General features: G+C 60.5%; 13 protein-coding genes and 1 pseudogene. 7 read left to right on the top strand and 7 right to left on the bottom strand.

The window, feature by feature from the left end; all coding sequences use genetic code 11:
- The first annotated feature begins 99 nt into the window (after window positions 1–99).
- The 3 genes from IG616_RS21350 (at window position 100) to IG616_RS21340 (ending at window position 4,142) form a co-directional block, all read left to right on the top strand.
- Window positions 100–1,239: a YHYH protein gene (locus IG616_RS21350; protein ID WP_192150728.1), complete on the top strand. Its 1,140-nt coding sequence runs from the start codon at window positions 100–102 to the stop codon at window positions 1,237–1,239.
- A 214-nt stretch (window positions 1,240–1,453) separates the two neighbouring features.
- Window positions 1,454–1,912 (top strand): EF-hand domain-containing protein, encoded by a 459-nt coding sequence (locus IG616_RS21345; RefSeq protein WP_209007952.1) that lies wholly within the window; start codon window positions 1,454–1,456, stop codon window positions 1,910–1,912.
- Between the two features lie 124 nt (window positions 1,913–2,036).
- Window positions 2,037–4,142 carry a molybdopterin-containing oxidoreductase family protein gene (locus IG616_RS21340; RefSeq protein WP_192150724.1) on the top strand — a complete coding sequence of 702 codons (2,106 nt, stop codon included), beginning with the start codon at window positions 2,037–2,039 and terminating at the stop codon, window positions 4,140–4,142.
- A 259-nt stretch (window positions 4,143–4,401) separates the two neighbouring features.
- On the opposite strand, the gene IG616_RS21335 is transcribed toward IG616_RS21340, so the two are convergent.
- From IG616_RS21335 to IG616_RS21325, 3 genes are all read right to left on the bottom strand, one after another.
- A complete protein-coding gene (locus IG616_RS21335) occupies window positions 4,402–6,681 on the bottom strand; it encodes a hypothetical protein (RefSeq protein WP_192150722.1) in 2,280 nt (759 codons plus the stop codon).
- 106 nt (window positions 6,682–6,787) lie between these two features.
- Entirely contained in the window at window positions 6,788–7,996 is a 1,209-nt protein-coding gene (locus IG616_RS21330) for a hypothetical protein (protein ID WP_192150720.1), read from the bottom strand.
- Window positions 7,997–8,152: 156 nt separating this feature from the next.
- The gene (locus IG616_RS21325) at window positions 8,153–9,049 is read right to left on the bottom strand and encodes a sugar kinase (RefSeq protein ID WP_192150718.1); all 897 of its coding nucleotides are present in this window, start codon (window positions 9,047–9,049) and stop codon (window positions 8,153–8,155) included.
- A 180-nt stretch (window positions 9,050–9,229) separates the two neighbouring features.
- Between IG616_RS21325 and IG616_RS21320 the strand changes: the two genes are divergently transcribed.
- On the top strand, window positions 9,230–10,837 hold the full coding sequence (locus IG616_RS21320) for an EAL domain-containing protein (RefSeq protein ID WP_209007942.1): 1,608 nt from the start codon (window positions 9,230–9,232) through the stop codon (window positions 10,835–10,837).
- Between the two features lie 8 nt (window positions 10,838–10,845).
- On the opposite strand, the gene IG616_RS21315 is transcribed toward IG616_RS21320, so the two are convergent.
- Complete coding sequence (locus IG616_RS21315; protein ID WP_192150716.1) at window positions 10,846–11,358, bottom strand: ureidoglycolate lyase; 513 nt, start codon at window positions 11,356–11,358, stop codon at window positions 10,846–10,848.
- Window positions 11,359–11,368: 10 nt separating this feature from the next.
- A complete protein-coding gene (locus IG616_RS21310; RefSeq protein ID WP_192150714.1) occupies window positions 11,369–12,190 on the bottom strand; it encodes a bifunctional allantoicase/(S)-ureidoglycine aminohydrolase in 822 nt (273 codons plus the stop codon).
- A gap of 296 nt (window positions 12,191–12,486) precedes the next feature.
- Here IG616_RS21310 and IG616_RS21305 point away from each other — a divergent pair, with 296 nt between their 5' ends.
- Window positions 12,487–13,164: a type 1 glutamine amidotransferase domain-containing protein gene (locus IG616_RS21305; protein ID WP_192150712.1), complete on the top strand. Its 678-nt coding sequence runs from the start codon at window positions 12,487–12,489 to the stop codon at window positions 13,162–13,164.
- Between the two features lie 265 nt (window positions 13,165–13,429).
- Here IG616_RS21305 and IG616_RS21300 read toward each other — a convergent pair.
- Window positions 13,430–13,762, bottom strand: a pseudogene (locus IG616_RS21300) (septal ring lytic transglycosylase RlpA family protein); the annotation flags it as partial.
- A 686-nt stretch (window positions 13,763–14,448) separates the two neighbouring features.
- On the opposite strand from IG616_RS21300, the gene IG616_RS21295 reads away from it, so the two are divergent.
- Window positions 14,449–16,737, top strand: a complete 2,289-nt coding sequence (locus tag IG616_RS21295) for an arginine/lysine/ornithine decarboxylase (protein WP_192150708.1) — start codon at window positions 14,449–14,451, stop codon at window positions 16,735–16,737.
- 152 nt (window positions 16,738–16,889) lie between these two features.
- Window positions 16,890–17,354, top strand: a complete 465-nt coding sequence (locus tag IG616_RS21290; RefSeq protein ID WP_192150706.1) for an Lrp/AsnC family transcriptional regulator — start codon at window positions 16,890–16,892, stop codon at window positions 17,352–17,354.
- A gap of 215 nt (window positions 17,355–17,569) precedes the next feature.
- On the opposite strand, the gene IG616_RS21285 is transcribed toward IG616_RS21290, so the two are convergent.
- Window positions 17,570–19,933, bottom strand: a complete 2,364-nt coding sequence (locus IG616_RS21285; RefSeq protein WP_192150704.1) for a transketolase — start codon at window positions 19,931–19,933, stop codon at window positions 17,570–17,572.
- Between the last annotated feature and the right edge of the window lie 96 nt (window positions 19,934–20,029).

Genomic DNA, 20,029 nt, shown 5'->3' with positions numbered 1-20,029 from the left:
TTGTTACGTTTGGGTACAAAACAATACATTGTGAAGATAGGTATTCACCTCCATCTCCGCTAGATTTTTACAGTGGGCGGAATGATTGAGGAGGATCCAATGAGATCAATACTTTTACTATCTGTTGTTGTTTTTTCTGTTCCTGCGTTTGCTCACGATTCTACTGGTGCATTGGAAGGAGAGCATGAACAGGAGCATGCAACGCTGACCGATGAGCTGTTTGAGCTGCTGGTTCCGGAGGCGGAGGCTGCTCTGAGTTTCGAAGTGAAGGGCGCCTACCGCTATATTCATGCTGACGGCTATCCCTACAAGGCGCCCGGCCAGTTCCCCAATTCCGGCAATCCCAACCGGATCTCGAAAAAGAACTATGAGCTGCGGGTTCCCCTGGATCCGGTGAAAGGTTCCAGCGCCACGCCTGACCATGGCACGCCCTTCGGCATTGCCCTCAACGGCGTCCTGCTTGATCCGGCTACGGCGGAGTTCTGGCAGAACGACCGGCGCTCGGGATGGAACTACGAGGCGCTGGGCGGTGCCTGCGAACTGGGCCTTGATCAATATAATGCCCATGTCCAGCCGGACGGCACCTATCACTACCATGGCATCCCGCAAGGCCTCATGAGCAGCAAGGGACAGGACGGAGCGCCTGCGCTGCTGGGCTATGCCGCAGACGGCTTTCCCATCTATGGCCCTTACGGTTACGCCAGTCCCTCCGGTTCGGGCGGGTTCGTCAAGCTGAAGAGCAGCTACCGGCTGAAACAGGGAACCCGGCCCAGCGGGCCAGGCGGACGCTACAATGGCAAGTTCACCCAGGACTGGACCTATGCAGCGGGAAGCGGTGATCTGGACCAGTGCAATGGCCGCTTTGCCGTCACCCGGGAATATCCGGAAGGCACCTATCAATACGTTCTGACGGACAGTTTCCCCTTCATCCCGCGCTGCTGGATGGGCACGCCCGACAAGAGCTTTGCGCGGCTGAAGGGCGGCCCGCGCTGGGGCAGCCTGGAGCAGGGCGGTCCGGAACAGACCGCGGACGTCGAGCAGGCCGTGATGGACTTGCAGGGTGATCAGACCTCGTCAGAAAATCTTGTGGAGGTCCGGGGCGGGGACTGGCTGCCACCATTCCTTGGTGGCGGGCGGCCCGGACAAGGATCTGGCGGGCAACGGCCTGATGGGCAAATTCCAGGGAGGGGCGAGCCGCCGCAAAGATCTGGCGCGCATTCCCCGTGTTCCGGAAAATAGCAAACCTGCTCTTGGATTTGGAAACGTGAAGGAAGGGCCGGCGCCGTCAGACGCTGGCCCGTGGTTTTTAAGGTAGTAAAAAGCGGCAGGCCGATACAATCGGTTACCCTTTGAGACGGGAAGTAGACAGCATTTCCCCAGGGGAACCACCATTTTAAAGGTGCTCCGCAGCTAAGGCGGAGGACCTTCAAATGGCACCCTCATGGAGACCACAATGTCCAAGATTGTCTTTCCCTCTCTCCTCCGCATCCTTGTTCTCGGGGCAGCCCTGCCTCTGACTGTTGCAAGCTCCCTGGCGCAGGGGCGGATGGGGGAACATTTCATCGAGAGCTGGGATCAGGATGGCGATGGCTATGTGACTTTGACCGAGGCAGAAAGCCGCCGTTCCGATGTGTTCGCCGCCTTTGACGCCAATGACGATGGCTATCTGGACGCTGAGGAATATGTGCTCTTCGACGAGGCGCGCGAGACCGACATGCGCGAAAACGGCGGTCATCAGAATGGCATGGGCATGAACCCGGCGAACGGTATGCGGCTTCAGGCCAATGACGCGGACGGCGACGGCAAGGTGTCCAAAGACGAGTTCGTCGGCAACACCAAACTCTGGATGACACGTCTCGACCGGACGGGAGATGGCCGGGTTGGGCTGGAGGATTTCGGCCGCGGCCGCTGATGCGCGGTAGGGGCAGGCAACTTGATGGCGATGGGGAGGGCTGTTGCGCCTTGACAGGCGGGCAGTTCCCCCCGACCTTGCGCCCATCGCCAAGTGTCGTCTCATCTAAGAAAACCCAAGCAAAATGAACAAGCCTGTCCCGAAGACTGCCTTTTCCGCATGCCCGCATGACTGCCCTTCGACCTGCGCTCTGGATGTGGAGGTGCTGGAAACTGGCAAGATCGGCCGTGTGCGCGGCTCCTCGGACAACAGCTACACCGCGGGCGTGATCTGCGCCAAGGTCGCCCGCTACGCCGAACGCATCCATCATCCGGACAGGCTCATGAAGCCTTTGCGCCGCACCGGCCCCAAGGGATCAGGCCAGTTCGAGGAAATCTCCTGGGACGAGGCGCTGGATGAGATCGGTGAGCGGTTTCTGGCCATCGAGGCCGAATTCGGCGCCGAGAGCATCTGGCCCTATCACTATGCCGGCACCATGGGGCAGGTGCAGCGCGACAGCATTCACCGCTTCCGCCACGCAAAGGGCTATTCCCGCCAGTTCGACAGTTTCTGCACCAATATGGCCTGGACGGGCTATGTGGCTGGCACAGGCAAGCTGGCAGGGCCCGATCCGCGCGAGATGGCGGTCTCCGACCAGATCGTGATCTGGGGCACCAATCCGGTGGCCACCCAGATCAATGTCATGACCCACGCCATTTCCGCCCGCAAGAGCCGGAATGCCAAGATCATCGTCGTGGACGTCTATAAGACCGAGACCATGAAACAGGCCGACATTGGCCTTGTGATCCGTCCGGGGACGGATGCAGCCCTTGCTTGCGCGATCATGCATGTGCTGTTCCGCGATGATCTTGCCGACCGGGATTATCTGGAGAAGTACACCGACTGCCCGGCGGAGCTGGAAGCCCATCTTCAGACGCGCACGCCGGAATGGGCGGCGGAGATCACTGGGCTGACGAAAGAGGCCATCGAAGAGGTGGCCCGCCTGATCGGGACGGTCAAGCGCACCTATTTCCGGCTCGGCTACGGCTTCACCCGGACCCGCAACGGCGCGGTCGCCATGCATGCGGCGGCTTCCATCGGGGCTGTCTCCGGCTGCTGGCAATATGAGGGCGGCGGCGTATTCCACAACAACGGCGCGATCTTCCAGCTCGACAAGTCCATGGTCGAGGCCCATTCGCTGCGTGACCTGTCCGTCCGGGCGCTCGACCAGAGCCTGATCGGCCGGATCCTGACCGGGGACGAAGCGTCGCTGTGCGGCGGCGGGCCGGTGAAGGCGATGCTGATCCAGAACACCAACCCGGCATCGGTTGCTCCCGAGCAGGACCTGATCAAGAAGGGCTTTGCCCGCGAGGATCTCTTCACCGTCGTCCATGAACAGTTCATGACCGAGACGGCGCTGATGGCGGATATCGTGCTGCCGGCGACCCAGTTTCTCGAGCATGATGATCTTTACCGGGGCGGCGGCCATCAGCACATCATGCTGGGGCCGAAGGTGATCGAGGCGCCGGAAGGGCCGAAGGAAAACCTCTTCGTTATCAACGAGATCGCCCGCCGTGTTGGCGCGAAGGATCATCCGGGCTTCCACATGAGCGCCCGCGAGCACATCGACTGGATGCTGAAGGCCTCCGGCTATGGGGGCTATGACGAGCTGATGGAAAAGCGCTGGCTGGATGTTCAGCCCGGTTTTGACGAAGCGCATTTCATCAAAGGCTTTGGCCACGCGGACGGCAAATTCCATTTCCGTCCGGACTGGGGCCGTTCTGCGGCGCCCAACAAGCCGGCTGGCAGCCCGATGGGGCCCTGGACCGTCATGCCGGAGCTTCCGGACCAGTGGGACAGCATCGAGGCGGCAGACGAGCGCACGCCCTTCCGACTTGTCACGTCGCCTGCGCGCTCGTTCCTCAACAGCACCTTCAATGAGACGCCGGGATCTTTGAAGAAAGAGGGCCGTCCCGAGGTCTGGCTGCGGGCGGAAAATGCGGCTGCCTACGGGATTGAAGACGGCGCTCTGGTTCAGATGGGCAACGGCCGCGGCACGGTCACGCTACATGCCCGTTTCTATGCCGATCTGGTGCCGGGAACGGTCATTTCGGAAGGCATCTGGCCGAATGAAGCTTTCCCGGATGGCCGGGGCATCAACACCCTGACCAGCGCCGATCCCGTCGCCCCCTACGGCGGCGCAGCCTTCCATGACACGGCTGTGTGGATCAGACCGGTTGCTGGGAGCTGAGAGGCGGTTTGAAGCCGCAAGAGGCCGGGCGCTGAGAACCTATGGGGGGGAGCCGATCCTTTCTTCCGCGCATTCCCGGACGAAGCGAAGCGAAGATCCGGGAATGCGAGGAAAGCTGACGGCTCCCCACGTTGGTCCCGGCTCAAGGCCGGGACGGCGCGGAGAAAAATCCTGGAGCCTTAGGTTTGTCATCAATCTCAGCCCGGAGCGTTACCGCTCCGGGCTTTCTGTTTATCCAGGCCTCTTCCCGGCAGAATATTTACTTCGCGGCACCGCTGACGACCTTGGCTTCCAGCCGGTCGGGAATGGAGGCGGGGCTGGTGACGGCGAGGGCCAGGAGTTCGGCCACACCCACCGGCGTCTTCGGCTCCATAACCACGGAGAGCTCGTCCGGATTGGTCAGGAAGCTGCGGAAGCCTTTGATCAGATCCTCGCCAAAGCGTGTGCCCGCCAGCGGGCCGATCTCACCGCGCAGGGCCTCGGCAAAGCCGTCTGCCAGCTGGTCTTCGGTCAGTTGTGTTTCCTGCGCCTGATCGGACAAAAGCGCCGAGATCAGTTCCTCGCCCGTAACCCGCAGGCGCCCCGACTTGATCGTGGCGCCCGCAAGAGCAACCTGTGCCAGTTCGGGAGATGTGAACAATAGCGCAGGTACCTTGCCGAGCTCCAGGGACAGGGTTGCCTTGCCGCCGCCGCGCAGTTCCACCGTGAGATTCGATAGGGTCAGATCTTCCGTGGAGGGGTTCCAGGCCGCCGAGAATGCCTGGTTGAACTCCAGCTCCTCGATGCCGAGGTCATCCAGAATTTTGCGCAGGCCCGGGTCTGTGACCTGTGTGGCGGGAACCGAAAGGCCGTCGATGACGAAGGAGCTCCGGGTCGGGATCTTGCTGGTGAAGCCGCCCTGCAGCAGTTCCGCCAGATTGAGGCGGATCGTCGACTTTGCCGCATCGCCTTCCGTCTCCGGAACCGTCACTTCCAGGGCGCTGACAATTATCTTGCCGATTGTCGGCATTGCATCGCGGATCTGGCTGGGGGTTGGCTCATCCACAGTGCCAAGAACCGACAGGGCCGTGGAGGAGGGGAAGCCGATCCGGAAAATGCCGGCATGATCCAGGAAGACGCCGGCAGCAGAGGGGGCGGCATCCGTATCTTTTGCGTCAGGGGCAGGCGCAGGCGAAGCGCCGTCCTTGGCCTGCACCTGCAAGCCGTCGATGGAAACTTCAGCCAGCCCGCTGCCGCTCAAACCCTTGAGCAGAAACCGGCGCAGCTGTGCGGTGCCTTCCTCACTGTCCGCGGAAAGGCCGTTCATCTCCATCCGGCCCAAGGCGAACTTGCCCAGATCCAAAAGCACTGCGGTGCCGATTTCATCCTCGGTGAGATCTTCGCCCTTTTCCGCCCGGCTGGCAATCTGCACGAGATTGGCCTTCGACGTATCCGTCAGAGAAATGTCTTCCAGCATGACACTGTCGATACTGCCCGTCGTGCCGTCGGCGGAGAAGGTCAGGTCGAGCAGCTCCTCGCGGTCAAGCAATGTGGTTCTGCCAGGTTCTTCAGGACCGCCCAGAAGCATGGCGAGCGGAGCAATATCCAGGCCGCGCACGGTGGCGGTGCCGCCGTTCAGATCAACCCTTTGCGGCTGGCCGTCCTGATCCGGATTTTCTTGTATAACCCGGAAATTGGACACCGCCTCCTCGGCGATCCGGCCATCTTTCAGATCCAGCAGGAGGATGTCGTTGTAGACCGAGGACGATGAGCCCGCATCCCTGGTGGTGCTGTTGCTTGTCACTTCGGAAATAAAGGCGCGTGCGACCTGAACTTGCCGGAAGGCCGCCAGCCACTGGCGGGCGGTGGCAATCGCGCTGCTCTCTCCCTCCGGCTTTGCCGGAAGCGCTGCGGGAATGGAGAAGTCCTCGATCAAGACGTCCTGATAGGAGGCTTCCATCGTGCTGGGGACTAGAACGCGGGCCTCCGCACTCAGGGACGGGGTCTTGCCGGAGATGGGAGAACCTGCGTCTGGCTCAGGCTGTTTGCCGGTGCCTGCGACGTCCTTGCTGTCTGCCGAGATCTTTTTAGGCGCTTCAGAGGCCGTCTCGACCCTCATGCTGATGTCGAACGAGCCCGGAATGGCGATCGTATCGGCCTCGATCATGCCGCCCGACTGCCGGAGACCGGCGAAATCGATCTCGTCGAAGCTGATGCTGACGGAAAGTTTGCCCAGCGTGGCGCCGCCATGGTCGGCTATCCAGGGAAAATCAGAAAAGTTGAAGGATATCTTGCCGCCCTGCAGAGAGGCTGACCGGTTGAGGTCGCCTGGCGTCACGGCCTTGAAGGAGGCGGTGATCCCGTCGATGGCGTTGAGTTCCTGGGTCCAGCCCTGGAGGATGGCCGTGGCGCCGTTGCCCGCCGCCGGCCGGTCTGTGTCTTGGGCGTAGGCCGCCGGGGTGAATGTGAAGAACAGGGCAAGGGCCGTGAAAGGCGCCCCGTAGCGGATCAAACATGGGAAACGCGCGTCTGCGGTGCCGGACCAGGCTGGAATGGCCATTTTCTCTACTCCACAGTGCCCGCAAGACTGCGGGACATACTCAACGGACACCCGTGTCCGGATGAAAAAACCTTGCCGGACAATCTGCCCGGCAAGGCGGTTCGGATTACTTCGCGGTGTTGGCCGCAATAGTCACGCCGAGGATTTGCGGCAGGGCCTGGGGCGCCATCATGGCCGTTCCCATGATCTGCATGACCGGAACCGGAGCGGAGGGCTGGGCGGTGACCGTCAGGGACTTCGGATCGCCAAGGAAGTCGCCAACAGCCGTGCTCACGGATTTCTCGAACTCGGCGTTCTGGAGAATGCTGAGCATCAGAGGCAGGCCCATCTTCAGCTGGCTGACCAGCCCGGCGCGGTCGGTTCCGCTGTCCTTGGCCTGCTTGTCCAGAACACGCTCGACCAGGCTGCCGTTGTCGAGACGGATGTTCAGACCAGCAAGGGAGGTGGACTGCAGCATGGTGCCGATCTGCTCCTGATCTCCCGAACCTGACGTCAGCTCCTGCATCAGTTCCTTGGTGACGCCGCCAAGTGTGGCCGACACTTTCAGAGCGGCTGCGTTCTGCATGTCCACGGTGACATCATCGAAGCTGGCGACCTGGGTGGCCGGATCCCAGCTGCCCTTGCCATTAATGGAGATGTTCAGCTTTTCATAGCCGAGGTCAGTCAGGGTCGTGCGGCCTTCCTCATCCAGATCTTCTGCCTTGATCTCCACATTGGTGATCGCGAAGGTGCCGGCGGTCGGGATGTCATCCTCAAAGCTGTCGATCGACGTCTGGAGGCGCTCAACCGAGAAAGCGCCTTCGCTGCCCGCATCCACCTTGAGCCCCTCGGCCTCCAAAGAGCCATAGGACGGGGCGGCATTTTCGCTGCCGCTTTCGATTTCCTCCGCAGAGGGCAGATCCACGTCACTGACCGTCAGGCTGTCGATGGCGAAGGAACCGTCCTTTGAGTCCATCTTGACGCCTTCCAGCGCCATTTCCCCAAGGCTCAGAGCGCCGCCCTCTGCCACTTCGCCGCCGGTCAGATCGATGGTCTCAATCGTGATGAGAGCGTTCTCGTCCTTCTCGTTGGCAAGTTCGATGCCCTTGATGCGTACTGTCTCGCCATCTTCCTCGACGCTTTCATAGGACTTCACAGAGCCTTCCTGAACTTCCAGCAGATCGAGGAATGCATCGGCCACATCATTGCCAGTCGGCTCATAGGCCCAGGCAGGAGCAGAGGCGGAACCGGCAAGAACCGAAGTTGCCATCAGGGCGGAAAGGGTGAACGCCGGAAGCCTGCGGCTTTTTGCGGATGAAGGGGCAAAGAAATTCATTCTGTATCTCCGAAATTAATAGGCGCGAACCCTGCCGCCGGGCACGATGGGTCAACTCATCTCGCTGCGCAAGATCAACTTACCGGGAACTCATGGAACGAAGCGCTCCGGCTTTGAGAGCAGACCATTGTCCGGATCGCGTAACCCCTTGCCTGATCAGGCGGTCTTTTCCCGGTAAGCGGCAATTGCGGCATCAATATCGCCGAGGGACGGAAGGCTTGCCTCATTTCCAAGATGCTGGATGGCATGGGTCGAAGCGCCGCGGGCAAAGGTGAAGTGATCCAGCCAGTTGCCGGTGGGATTGCGCATGTAGGATGTCACATAAGCGCCGTGGAAAATGTCACCCGCGCCGTTGGAATCGATGACCTTGTCCTGCGGCACATCCAGCGAGGGCAGCACCTGGTCCGTACCACCGCCCTCATACCAGACCATTCCCCGCTCGCCGAGGGTGACAGCGCCGACCGGGCAGCCCTTGCTGCGCAGATAGTCCAGCGTGCCGCCAACCGGCTTGCCGAGCTGCTGGCAGAACCGCTCGGAGACCACAGCGACGTCTATGGAGGCCAGAAGCGCGTCGGTTGTCTCCCGAACGGCACCGCCGTCAAGCGAGGTCAGCACGCCAAGCTCACGGCAGGCGCGGGCATAATGAAGGGCAGCATCGCCCATATGCCCGTCCAGATGCAGAGCCTTCAGGCCAGTCAGGGTCAGGGGCGGGAAGGGGTGGAGATAGTCATCGTCCCGGCAGCGGACGATGGCGCGTTTTCCGTCCTTGGGCATGATGAAGGAGAGGGAGCTTTCCCGCACTTTCCGTCCATGCACGGAGATGCCGTATTGGGCGGCCATATCCAGGAACATGCGGGCAAGCCAGTCATCGGCCTGAGAGCAGAGCAGTTCGGGCCGTCCGCCCAGCTTGGCGCAGCAGAACGCGGCTGTGACCGCGTTGCCGCCGAAGCTGACGGCATAGTCCCGGGCGATGGTCTTTTCATCGCCGGTTGGCAAGTGATCGGTCAGAAACGTGACGTCGATATAGGCCTGTCCGACGAAGAGTGCCTGCATTTTCTGCTCCTGAAGAAGCCGGCTTCGGTGGATGATTCCCTCGTGGAAATACCGAATTGATAGGAGATCTTGATCTGGCGTGGAAAGCTTTGATTTGTTTCAAGCCGTCCACTGTTCAGTGCTTGTTTACGCCTCTAGGGTTAACATCGCTAAAGAGATTCTATACGAACAGGCGATGCGGTGTCCGACCGGTATATGATATTCGTCAGGGCAGTTATTCTCGCGCTCGTCTTGGCGACCGCGCCTCTGTTCGCTGCCAATATCATCCTCAATCAATATGCCCAGAGTCAGGCGCGCGACGAAATGGTCGCCATGGGCGAGCGCTATATCCAGCGCGCCGAAATGGCAATCAGCACGACGGTTTCTGCCCTGCAGAGGCTGGACCGGGATGATGTGCAGACCTGTACGGCTGGTGACAAGCAGCTGTTCCGGCAGGTGATTTCCGACACTGGCACCATCGACGCCATTGGTCTGGCGGACGAGGGCGGTAAACGCATGTGCGTTACCCCAGACATGCCTCTCACGGGAGAGGCTATTTTGCCAAAGCTGCGCAAGGATGGTCCCCTGGTCGGGATCGGGATGCTCGACAAGAGCTTTATGGGTGCCTATGTCGCGGTCGTAAGCTGGGACTTGCGCAATGGGACCCGTCTTTTTGCCGAGATGACACCGGCCGTCATTGCCAGCGATCCGGGGCCGGAATACCTGAGGTCCTACCGGCGGGTCGAGTTGCGCCTTGGCGACGATCTGCTCTGGTACGCGACAGGCGGATATAATTCGGAAGGTTCGGATCCGGAAAATGCCATTGTCGCGACTGTTCGCTCTTCCCGTTATCCGCTGGAAGTGACGGTCGTCGCGCCCAAGTCGGCCGCCCTCCAGATGGTGCATGACCTCAAGATTATTGCTGTCACGGCCTGCGCCGGGCTGGCGCTTCTGTTTGTGGCCATCGGTGTCTGGTTCTCCTGGAGGCCGGAAAGCGAAGCCAATGATGAGTTCCTCCGCGCGATCCGTGACGGCGAGTTCATACCGTTCTATCAGCCGGTCATGGACATTGAGACCGGCCGCCTGCGCGGCTGTGAAGTGTTGATGCGCTGGCGCCGGGCCAATGGCCAGATGGTGTCTCCGGGCCAGTTCATGGCCTATGCGGAAGCCAACGGCCATATCTTCGCCATGACCCGCAGCCTGATGGTTCAGACGGTGGACGAAGTCGGGACGCTCTATAAGGAGAACCCGGATTTCAAGCTCTCCATCAACCTCTTTGCTGGACATTTTATGAATCGGGATATCATCAATGATATCAAGGCGATATACGGGAATTCGGATATCTCGTTCCAGCAGATCGTGGTGGAGGTGACAGAGCGCTATCCCATGGAAGACATGAGTCTGGCCCGCAAGATCATCGCCGAAATGCAGGCAATGGGCGTGCGTGTGGCGCTGGATGACGTGGGTACGGGCCATGGCGGCATGGCCTATCTGCAGAAGCTCGGCATCGACATCATCAAGATCGACAAGATGTTCATCGACAGCATCGGCGATGACGACAGCTCGACGACCATCGTGGATTCCATGGTGGAACTGGCCGATAATCTGGGCATGGGCATCATCGCCGAAGGCGTTGAAACTCCGGAGCAGGTGGAGCGTCTGCGCGAACTGGGCGTCACAGCTGCCCAAGGCTATTACTTCGCCAAACCCATGCCGGCCAACGAGTTCATCGAATATGCCGAGAAGGTCGAACGGGACCTCCAGGATGAGCAGGAAGCCGAGAGCGAGGAAGACGACGAGGCGGCATAAGTGCCAGCCTAGTTCGCCTCTTCAATTCTCCCGACCACAGTCCAGGGCTCGTCGAACCAGACCTCTTCCAGATTGCCGCCAGGGCCGATACGGTCGACGACGCCGAAAAGGCCTGGGTCTGCCAGTGGCGTCAGCACACCGTGCCAGGTGCCGCGGTGAAGGTTGATGCCCTGGCCGGGACTGGTCAGGAAGGCGCGGGGCCTTCCGGGTTTTCCGTTGTCATCCGGACAGACGATGACGAGAAACGGCGCAAGGCTCATGGGCAGGAAGGCCTGGGAGCCGAGCGGATGCCGCTCGACCATCTCCAGCCGGTAGGGGAAGGAGCGTTTCTGCGACAGGAACAGGCTGATGCCCGCCTTGCCGCCCTCCGTGTCCGTCTCCAGCCGGGCGCGGTCATGATAACGCCCGCACAGGCCCTGGTTGATCAGCTTGTCCGGTATGCCAGTGGCTTCCAGAACGTCGCCAAAGGGCGCAAAGGCCTCTACCGTCAGCGGTTCGGTGGCAAGTGTGCGGGTCGTCATCAGTCCGGTCTCAGCGCAGCTTCATGTGGCGGTTGACGTCCTTGTAGAGCAGATAGCGGAAAGTCTCCGGACCGCCTGCGTAGCACGCCTGGGGGCAGAAGGCGCGCAGCCACATGAAGTCGCCCGCTTCCACTTCCACCCAGTCCTGGTTGAGCCTATAGACTGCCTTGCCCTCCAGCACATAGAGGCCATGCTCCATGACATGGGTTTCCGGGAAGGGGATCACGCCGCCCGGCTTCAGGGTGACGATGTTGACATGCATGTCATGGCGAAGGTCATCCGGCTCGACAAAGCGGGTCGTGGCCCAGGCGCCATTTGTGCCGGGCATTTCGATCGGGGCGATCGTCTTTTCATTGGTGACAAAGGCGGGGGGCACGTCGAGGCCCCCGACGCGCTCATAGGCCTTGCGGACCCAATGGAAGCGCAAAGGCTTGCCGGACTGATTGTGCAGCGTCCAGACGGCGGACGGTGGCAGATAGGCATAGCCGCCTTCGGTGAGAATATGCTCCACGCCTTCGATGGTCAGGCGCATTTCGCCTTCCACGACGAACAGCACTCCTTGAGCGTCCGGATCGGTCTCCGGCTTCTGGCTGCCGCCGCCTGCTTCCACTTCCATCACATATTGGGAGAAGGTCTCCGCAAAGCCGGACAGCGGGCGGGCGATAACCCAGAGGCGGGTCTTGTCCCAGAAGGGAAGGCGGCTGGTGGTGATATCGCGCAGGGTTCCCTTGGTGATCACCGCATAGGCTTCGGTGAACATGGCCCGGTCTGTCAGAAGCTGGGTCTGGGGCGGATGTCCGCCCGGGGCGGCATAATAGGAGCCGGTCGTCATAAGATGTCCCTTGAGGTTGACCTTGGGCAGTGGCGGGTTGGCCGTGAGCGTGAGTTGACTGGAGCGCCGGATCCGGCGTCTGGTCAGACCAGATTAGAGAGTCCGGCCCGTCTCTCCAAGTATGTTTTTTGCGCAACCTGCCAGCATTCCGGGCAACCGCAAGGCGTGAGTGAGGGCATTTGGAACCGATGCCCGGCGGAGGCGTTATCTAAACGAGCCAGGCCTTGGCTTGTGTGGCCTCAAAAGGGATGAAAAGCACCTCAGGGCCCGCAGAAAAAAAGAAACAAGGAGCAGACATGAAGATCCTAATGGTCCTGACATCCCATGACAAACTTGGTGACACCGGCAAGAAAACCGGCTTCTGGCTCGAGGAGTTCGCTGCGCCCTATTACGTCTTCAAGGATGCGGGTGCGGACGTCACTCTTGCGTCTCCCGCGGGAGGACAGCCGCCGCTTGATCCAAAGAGCGACGATGAGGAGGCACAGACGGATGCCACGCGCCGGTTCAAGGCGGATCAGGATGCTCAAAATGTACTGGCAAATACAGTTCCGCTCGACAGCGTCAAGGCTGAGGACTTCGACACGGTCTTCTATCCAGGCGGTCACGGCCCGTTATGGGATCTTGCAGAGTCCAAAACCTCCATTTCGCTGATCGAGGGCTTCGCCGAGGCGGGAAAGCCGCTCGGTTTTGTCTGCCATGCACCGGGTGTGCTGCGTCACGCCAAGGCGGCCAATGGTGAGCCTCTGGTCAAGGGCCGCCGTGTGACCGGCTTCACCAACAGCGAGGAAGACGGCGTCCAGCTGACCAGCATTGTTCCGTTCCTGGTCGAGGAGGAACTAAAGGCCAAGGGCGGGGACTATCAGAAGGGAGCGGATTGGGGTGAATTCGTCGTTCAGGACGGCAAGCTCATTACCGGTCAGAATCCGGCCAGCTCCGAAGCGGCAGCAAAGGCACTGCTAAAGCTGGCGTCCTGATAGCGCCGGAACGTCATCAGACGGGGGAATTGCAGTGCTGCGGCGTGACGGGCCGGTTGAAGAGCATCGATTGACTCAACTTGTGAGCCTGATCACAAGCCGCTCAAACCGTGCAGGCCAAGGCACTGGCTTGATTGAAAAATCGCCCCTGCGATGACGCCGTCTCGAGATAGGCCTTGCAGGATCAGACCTTGTCGTCTGTCGCGATCAGGAATGGCTTCCGGGCCGGGGCGCTTGCCGGAGAGGCCGTCACCGGATTGGTGAGGATGCAGACTTTGGAAACGCCTTTGCCAACGAATTGCAGATGCTGGGCGGCCCCTTTCGACAGATCGATGATGCGGCCTTTCACAAACGGTCCGCGATCGTTGATCCGCACGATGACCGAACGCCCGTTATTGACATTCGTTACTTTCACCCGGGTTCCAAACGGCAGGCTCCGGTGCGCAGCGGTCAGTTCGGACGGCTTCATCATTTCACCGGAGGCTGTTCTTGAATGAAGCGCGTACCAGGATGCCTTGCCGCAGGTATCTGCGGCAAAAGCTGCGCCAGGCGCCGCTGCCAGAAGAAGGCCTGCAGCGAGAAACGTTCTCACGTTCATGTCTATCCCTCAATGTGCCCTAAAGGCTTGGAAACAGGCGCATTTCAGGACAGGGCAGAAGAGCCGTGATCCTGCACTGCCCGGGTGCAGATTTGCTGCAATAATTGCAACTTCCGGAACAGCAAAGACGAGCGCATTCAATGGCGATTACTGAGGGTTAATGGCGAGAAAGTGGCAAGATCATTGGTTCTGATGGACGGGTGCGGCGCTGCGGTTTTTCTGATCTGAAAGAGACTTTCATTTCAGTTGCTTGGGTCGAATGGAGACTGATGTGACGTTTCGTCAAAAATTGTGCGTATTGATGCGCTCAAGCCCATGCGCCCCTTGTCCCGGCCCAAATGTGGGCCAGATTGACTTCTTGCGGACGCCTGCGGTGGCAGCGGATGTCAGGGCAGGCAAGAAGCCTCAAGCCAAATGACCGCGTCATTGTTCCGCCTTGTTTGAACGGCCTGACACTCCTTTTGCAGAAGGGGGCAAAGAACGCTATGCAGTCTGATGAACGGACCGGGAGGATGAAAATCCGGTGTTCTCCAAAGGAGATTTCGGATGCTGAAGCGGTCTGACATGAAGAATGAAATGCGAAGGTGTATGGCTTGAGCAGATTGAGGACGAGTGTGTCCAAAAGTCCGGCTCGAACTGCCAGCCAGTGCTCTACCAACTCCCTGTTTTCCCGTTAGGAAAATTACATGAAGTTCCGCTTCCCGATTGTCATCATCGACGAAGACTTCCGCTCTGAAAACGCTTCAGGCCTGGGAATCCGGGCCATGGCCCAGGCCATTGAGAATGAAGGGTTCGAGGTTCTGGGCGTGACCAGCTATGGCGACCTGTCCCAGTTCGCCCAGCAGCAATCACGGGCAAGCGCCTTCGTGCTGTCGATCGATGACGAGGAGTTCAGCCCCGGCCCGGATCTGGATCCGGCTGTCCTGAACCTGCGCAACTTCATTGAGGAAGTGCGCTGGAAAAACGCGGAAGTGCCAATCTATGTCTATGGCGAGACCAAGACCAGCCGGCACCTGCCAAATGACATCCTGCGCGAGCTGCACGGCTTCATCCATATGTTCGAGGACACGCCGGAGTTCGTCGCCCGGCACATCATCCGCGAGGCCAAGAGCTATCTGGAGAGCATCCAGCCGCCGTTCTTCAAGGCGCTGCTCGATTATGCGGAAGACGGGTCATACTCCTGGCACTGCCCGGGTCACTCCGGCGGCGTTGCCTTCCTGAAGAGCCCGATCGGTCAGATGTATCACCAGTTCTATGGTGAAAACATGCTGCGCGCGGACGTCTGCAATGCGGTGGAAGAGCTGGGCCAGTTGCTGGACCACAATGGCGCTATTGGCGCGTCCGAGCGCAATGCGGCGCGGATCTTCAATGCCGATCACTGCTTCTTCGTGACCAATGGCACCTCCACGTCCAACAAGATGGTCTGGCACCACACGGTAGCACCGGGCGACGTGGTGGTGGTGGACCGCAACTGCCACAAGTCGATCCTGCATTCGATCATCATGACCGGCGCGGTGCCGGTGTTCCTGAAGCCGACCCGCAACCATTACGGCATCATCGGCCCGATCCCCCATTCCGAATTCGAAATCAGCTCGATCAAGGAAAAGATCCGCGCCAATCCGCTGCTGGAAGGCGTTGATGCGGACACGGTCAAGCCGCGCATCATGACCCTGACCCAGTCGACCTATGATGGGGTGCTCTACAACACCGAGACCATCAAGGGCATGCTGGACGGCTATGTCGAGAACCTGCATTTCGACGAGGCCTGGCTGCCGCACGCGGCCTTCCATCCGTTCTACGGCTCGTTCCATGCCATGGGCCGCAAGCGCGGCAGGACAAAGCACTCGGTCACCTACGCGACCCAGTCGATCCACAAGCTGCTGGCCGGCATCAGCCAGGCCAGCCATGTGCTGGTGCAGGATTCCGAAGACACCAAGCTGGATCGGCATCTCTTCAACGAATCCTACCTGATGCACACCTCCACCAGTCCGCAGTATTCCATCATCGCCAGCTGCGATGTGGCCGCTGCCATGATGGAGCCGCCGGGCGGCACGGCGCTGGTCGAGGAAAGCATTCTCGAGGCGCTCGATTTCCGCCGGGCCATGCGCAAGGTGGATGAGGAGTTCGGCGAGGACGACTGGTGGTTCCAGGTCTGGGGACCGGAAGAGCTGGAAGAGGAAGGCATCGGCCGGACCAAGGACTGGGTTCTGCGGCGTACCGATAGCGAAGGCGTTCAGCGCGATGGCGAGGATGCATGGCACGGCTTTGGCGACATGGCGCCAGGCTTCAACATGCTGGACCCGATCAAGGCGACCATCATCACGCCAGGCCTGAACATCGATGGCCGCTTCGAGGAGACGGGCATTCCCGCGTCCATCGTGACCAAATATCTGGTCGAGCATGGGGTCGTGGTGGAAAAGACCGGCCTCTACAGCTTCTTCATCATGTTCACCATTGGCATCACCAAGGGCCGGTGGAATACGCTTCTGGCCGCCCTGCAGCAGTTCAAGGACGATTACGCCAAGAACCAGCCCCTGTGGCGCACCATGCCGGAATTCTGCGCCAAGCAGCCGCGCTACGAGAAGATGGGCCTCAGAGACCTGTGCCAGCATGTCCATGCGCTCTATGCAAAGCACGATGTGGCCCGCCTGACGACGGAGATCTACCTCAGCGACCATCTGCCTGCGATGAAGCCAAGCGACGCCTTCGCCAATATCGCGGCCCGCACCACCCAGCGCGTGCCGATCGATGAACTGGAAGGCCGGATCACCACCAGCCTCGTGACACCCTATCCGCCGGGCATTCCGCTGCTCATTCCGGGTGAGGTCTTCAACAGGAAGATCGTGGAATATCTTCAGTTCAACCGGGAATTTGCCCGCAAATGCCCCGGCTTTGAAACGGACATTCATGGTCTGGTGCAGGAAACCGGCGAGGATGGCCACATCCATTACTTCGCTGACTGCGTGGCCGAATAAAGCAAACCCGCCCGCGCTTGTCTCTTCAAGGGTCTGGAGAGGCAGCGCTGGCGGATGAGGCTTTTTATGTCCGGCAGCCGTTCCGTCATGTGCGGCAGATGAAATCAGCTCATTTTGTTGAGAAACTGAGCTGAATCATCCATGTTTTCGGGATGAAGCGCGATCTTGATCAAACCGACCGGCGGATATTGGCCGAATTGCAACGCAACGGGCGCCTGACCCATCAGGAGCTCAGCGAACGGGTGGGCCTGTCGCCGACCCCTTGTGCAAGGCGGGTCCACAATCTGGAGACTGCAGGCTACATCAATGGGTACTCGGCCCGCATTGACGAGGAAAAGATGGGCTTCGGCCTGACGGCTTTCCTGTCGGTCAAGCTGGATCAGCAGATCGATGACCGGCTGGTGAGTTTCGAAAAGGCGCTGGCGGCCTGTCCCGAGGTAGTGGATTGCTGGCTGATGACGGGAACGCGGGACTATCTCCTGCGCGTTGCCGTTTCCAGCATGGAGGAGTTCGAGCGCTTCCTGACCGGCCGCCTCACCAAAGTCCCCGGCGTCGCCTCCATTGAGTCTTCCCTGGCTGTCCGCCGGGTCAAAGGCCAGATGTCGCGGCTGGGGTAGGGGGAGAATACCTCTCCGCCGTCCTGCCATGGCTTGACCATGGCACCCATGCCGTAACCTCGCCTCATGGAAAAGCAGTGCATTAAGGAGGCGAAGCGGCATGGATTCCGGGTCAAGCCCGGAATGACGACGCGAGGAGAGGCTGGGTTTTCTATCCAGCCCCCTTCAGAACGGAGTTGACGAGGGTTGCGGAGAGGGAACGAGACCTCTCCCCCTCAGGCAAAGGCCTTCTTGCCGCTGGTCAGCTGGCTGATAGAGGCGGCGAGGGCGGTGCGGTCGATCCGGAAGTGGCGGTAGAGGTCGCCGATGGTTCCGGTCTGGCCGAAATGCTCCACCCCGTGTGGAATGGTCTTGTGACCAGCGACTGCCCCGAGCCAGGACAGCGTCGCCGGGTGACCGTCGATGACGGTCACGAGGGCGCAGTGGCTTGGAAGCGGATCGAGCAGCGTTTCTACATGGCTCCTGGCATTCGGGTTGCCACGGGCACGCTCCCGCTGCGCGGCCGTCCAGCCGGCATTGAGCCGGTCGGCGGAGGTGACGGCCAGAACGCCGATGTCGCGCCGGGTCTCGCCGATCATGCCGGCAGCCGCGATGGCTTCATCCGCGACCGCGCCTTGATAGGCGATCACGACAGAGCAATTCGGGCCAGGCTTGCGCAGCCAGTAAGCCCCGTCTACGGCCCCCTGGCGGAAGGCGTCGTCGCTGCGGCTGACGGGTTGTTCGATCGGCTTGGTGGTCAGGCGCAGATAGACCGATCCGCCGGTGTCGTCGCGCAGCCAGGTGCGCTCATCCGGATCGCCTTCGCCGTCGCGCTGCATATAGTCAAAGGCCCATTCCATGATCACCGCAAGTTCATCCGCGAAGGCAGGTTCAAAGGCGGCAATGCCATCCTGGCTCATGCCGATCAAGGGCGTGCCGATGGACTGGTGAGCGCCACCCTCTGGGGCCAGCGTCACGCCCGATGGCGTTCCAACGATGATGAAGCGGGCGTTTTGGTAACAGGCGTAATTCAGCGCATCGAGGCCGCGGCAGACGAAGGGGTCATAGACCGTGCCGATGGGAATGAGCCGCTTGCCCCAGATGCTGTGGGAGAGACCTGCCGCGCCCAGAAGCAGGAACAGGTTCATCTCCGCAATGCCCAGCTCGATATGCTGGCCTTCGGGCGCGAAGTTCCACTTGGCGGTGGAGGGGATGCGGTGCTCGATGAAGGCGTCCTTGACTTCGCTGCGGGCAAAGAGCTTGCGCCGGTTGACCCAGGGGCCAAGGCTGGTGGTGCCGGTCACATCCGGTGAGGTGGTCATGATGCGGGAGGCCAGCTCGCTGCTGCCCTTGGCGAGATCATCGAGGATCTTGCCGAAGGCGGTCTGCGTGGAAATATCCCGCTCCGTGTCGATGGCAATCGCCGGAACGGACAGCTGGTCATCCGAATAGCGTCTCGGGCCCTTCGCAAAGAAAGGAACGGTCTTCAGGAAGGACTTGAGGCCGGAGACGTCCTTCACCGTGGCGAAAGGCTCCCATTCCTGGCCTTCCGGAACGCCCATGTGCTTTTGCCAGTCGGCCATCTGGGCCTTGGTCATCAGGCCACCATGGTTGTCCTTGTGGCCCGCAATCGGCGTGCCCCAGCCCTTGATGGTGTAGGCAAGGAAACAGACGGGTCGGTCATGGGTGATCGAGGCGAAGACTTCCGCCATGGTCTCGACGCAGTTGCCGCCAAGGTTCTCCATCAGGGCGGCCAGTTCCGAATCCGAGCGGCGCTCGATCAGGGCGGTCACATCGCCCTGATCACCCAGGTCGTCCATCAGCCGCTTGCGCCAGACAGCGCCGCCCATATAGGTCAGCGCGGAATATTGCGCATTCGGGCAGTCATCGATCCAGGCGCGCAGCTTCCCGCCGCCGGGCTCCTCGAAGGCCGCGCGTTGCAGCACGCCATATTTGACCTTGACCACGTCCCAGCCGAAGGCTTCGAAGATTTTCTCGACCCTGCCGAAAAGTCCTTCGCGCACGATGCCATCCAGGGACTGGCGGTTATAGTCGATGATCCACCAGGTGTTGCGCAGGTCGTTCTTCCAGCCCTCCTGCAGCACCTCGTAGATATTGCCCTCGTCCAGCTCCGCGTCACCTGCGAGAGCCACCATGCGACCGAAGGGAGCGTCCTTGCCCCAGGTCTTGGCGGTGATGAAGTCCTGCACCATGGAGGCCATGGCGGTTATGCCGACGCCGAGGCCAACAGAGCCGGTGGAGAAATCGACGTCGTCGATGTCCTTGGTGCGGCTCGGATAGCTCTGCACCCCGCCAAAGCCGCGGAAGTTCTCCATCTTCTCGCGGGTCTGGCTGCCCATGAGATAGTGCATGGCGTGATAGATAGGGGACGCATGCGGTTTGACCGCGACCCTGTCCTCCGGCTTCAGGGCGGAGAAATAGAGCGCCGTCATGATAGAGACCATGGAGGCGGAAGAGGCCTGGTGGCCGCCCACCTTAATGCCATCGACCTTCGGCCGCAGGTGATTGGCATTGTGGATCATCCAGTGCGAGAGCCAAAGCAGGCGCTGCTCGATGGTCTTCAGATGGGCATTGCTCATGGGTCTTTCTCCAGCGTTAAGTGGAGAGTAGCTGGCTATATTAGCCGGTTCCGAGCAAATGTGATTGTTGTAAGATCACCTCTTGCAGGTTCCCTC

It is taken from the genome of Roseibium litorale, assembly GCF_014842915.1.
Lineage (GTDB): Bacteria > Pseudomonadota > Alphaproteobacteria > Rhizobiales > Stappiaceae > Roseibium > Roseibium litorale.
Note: the sequence above shows the minus strand (reverse complement) of the source record. Positions and strands in the feature narration are given on the sequence as shown.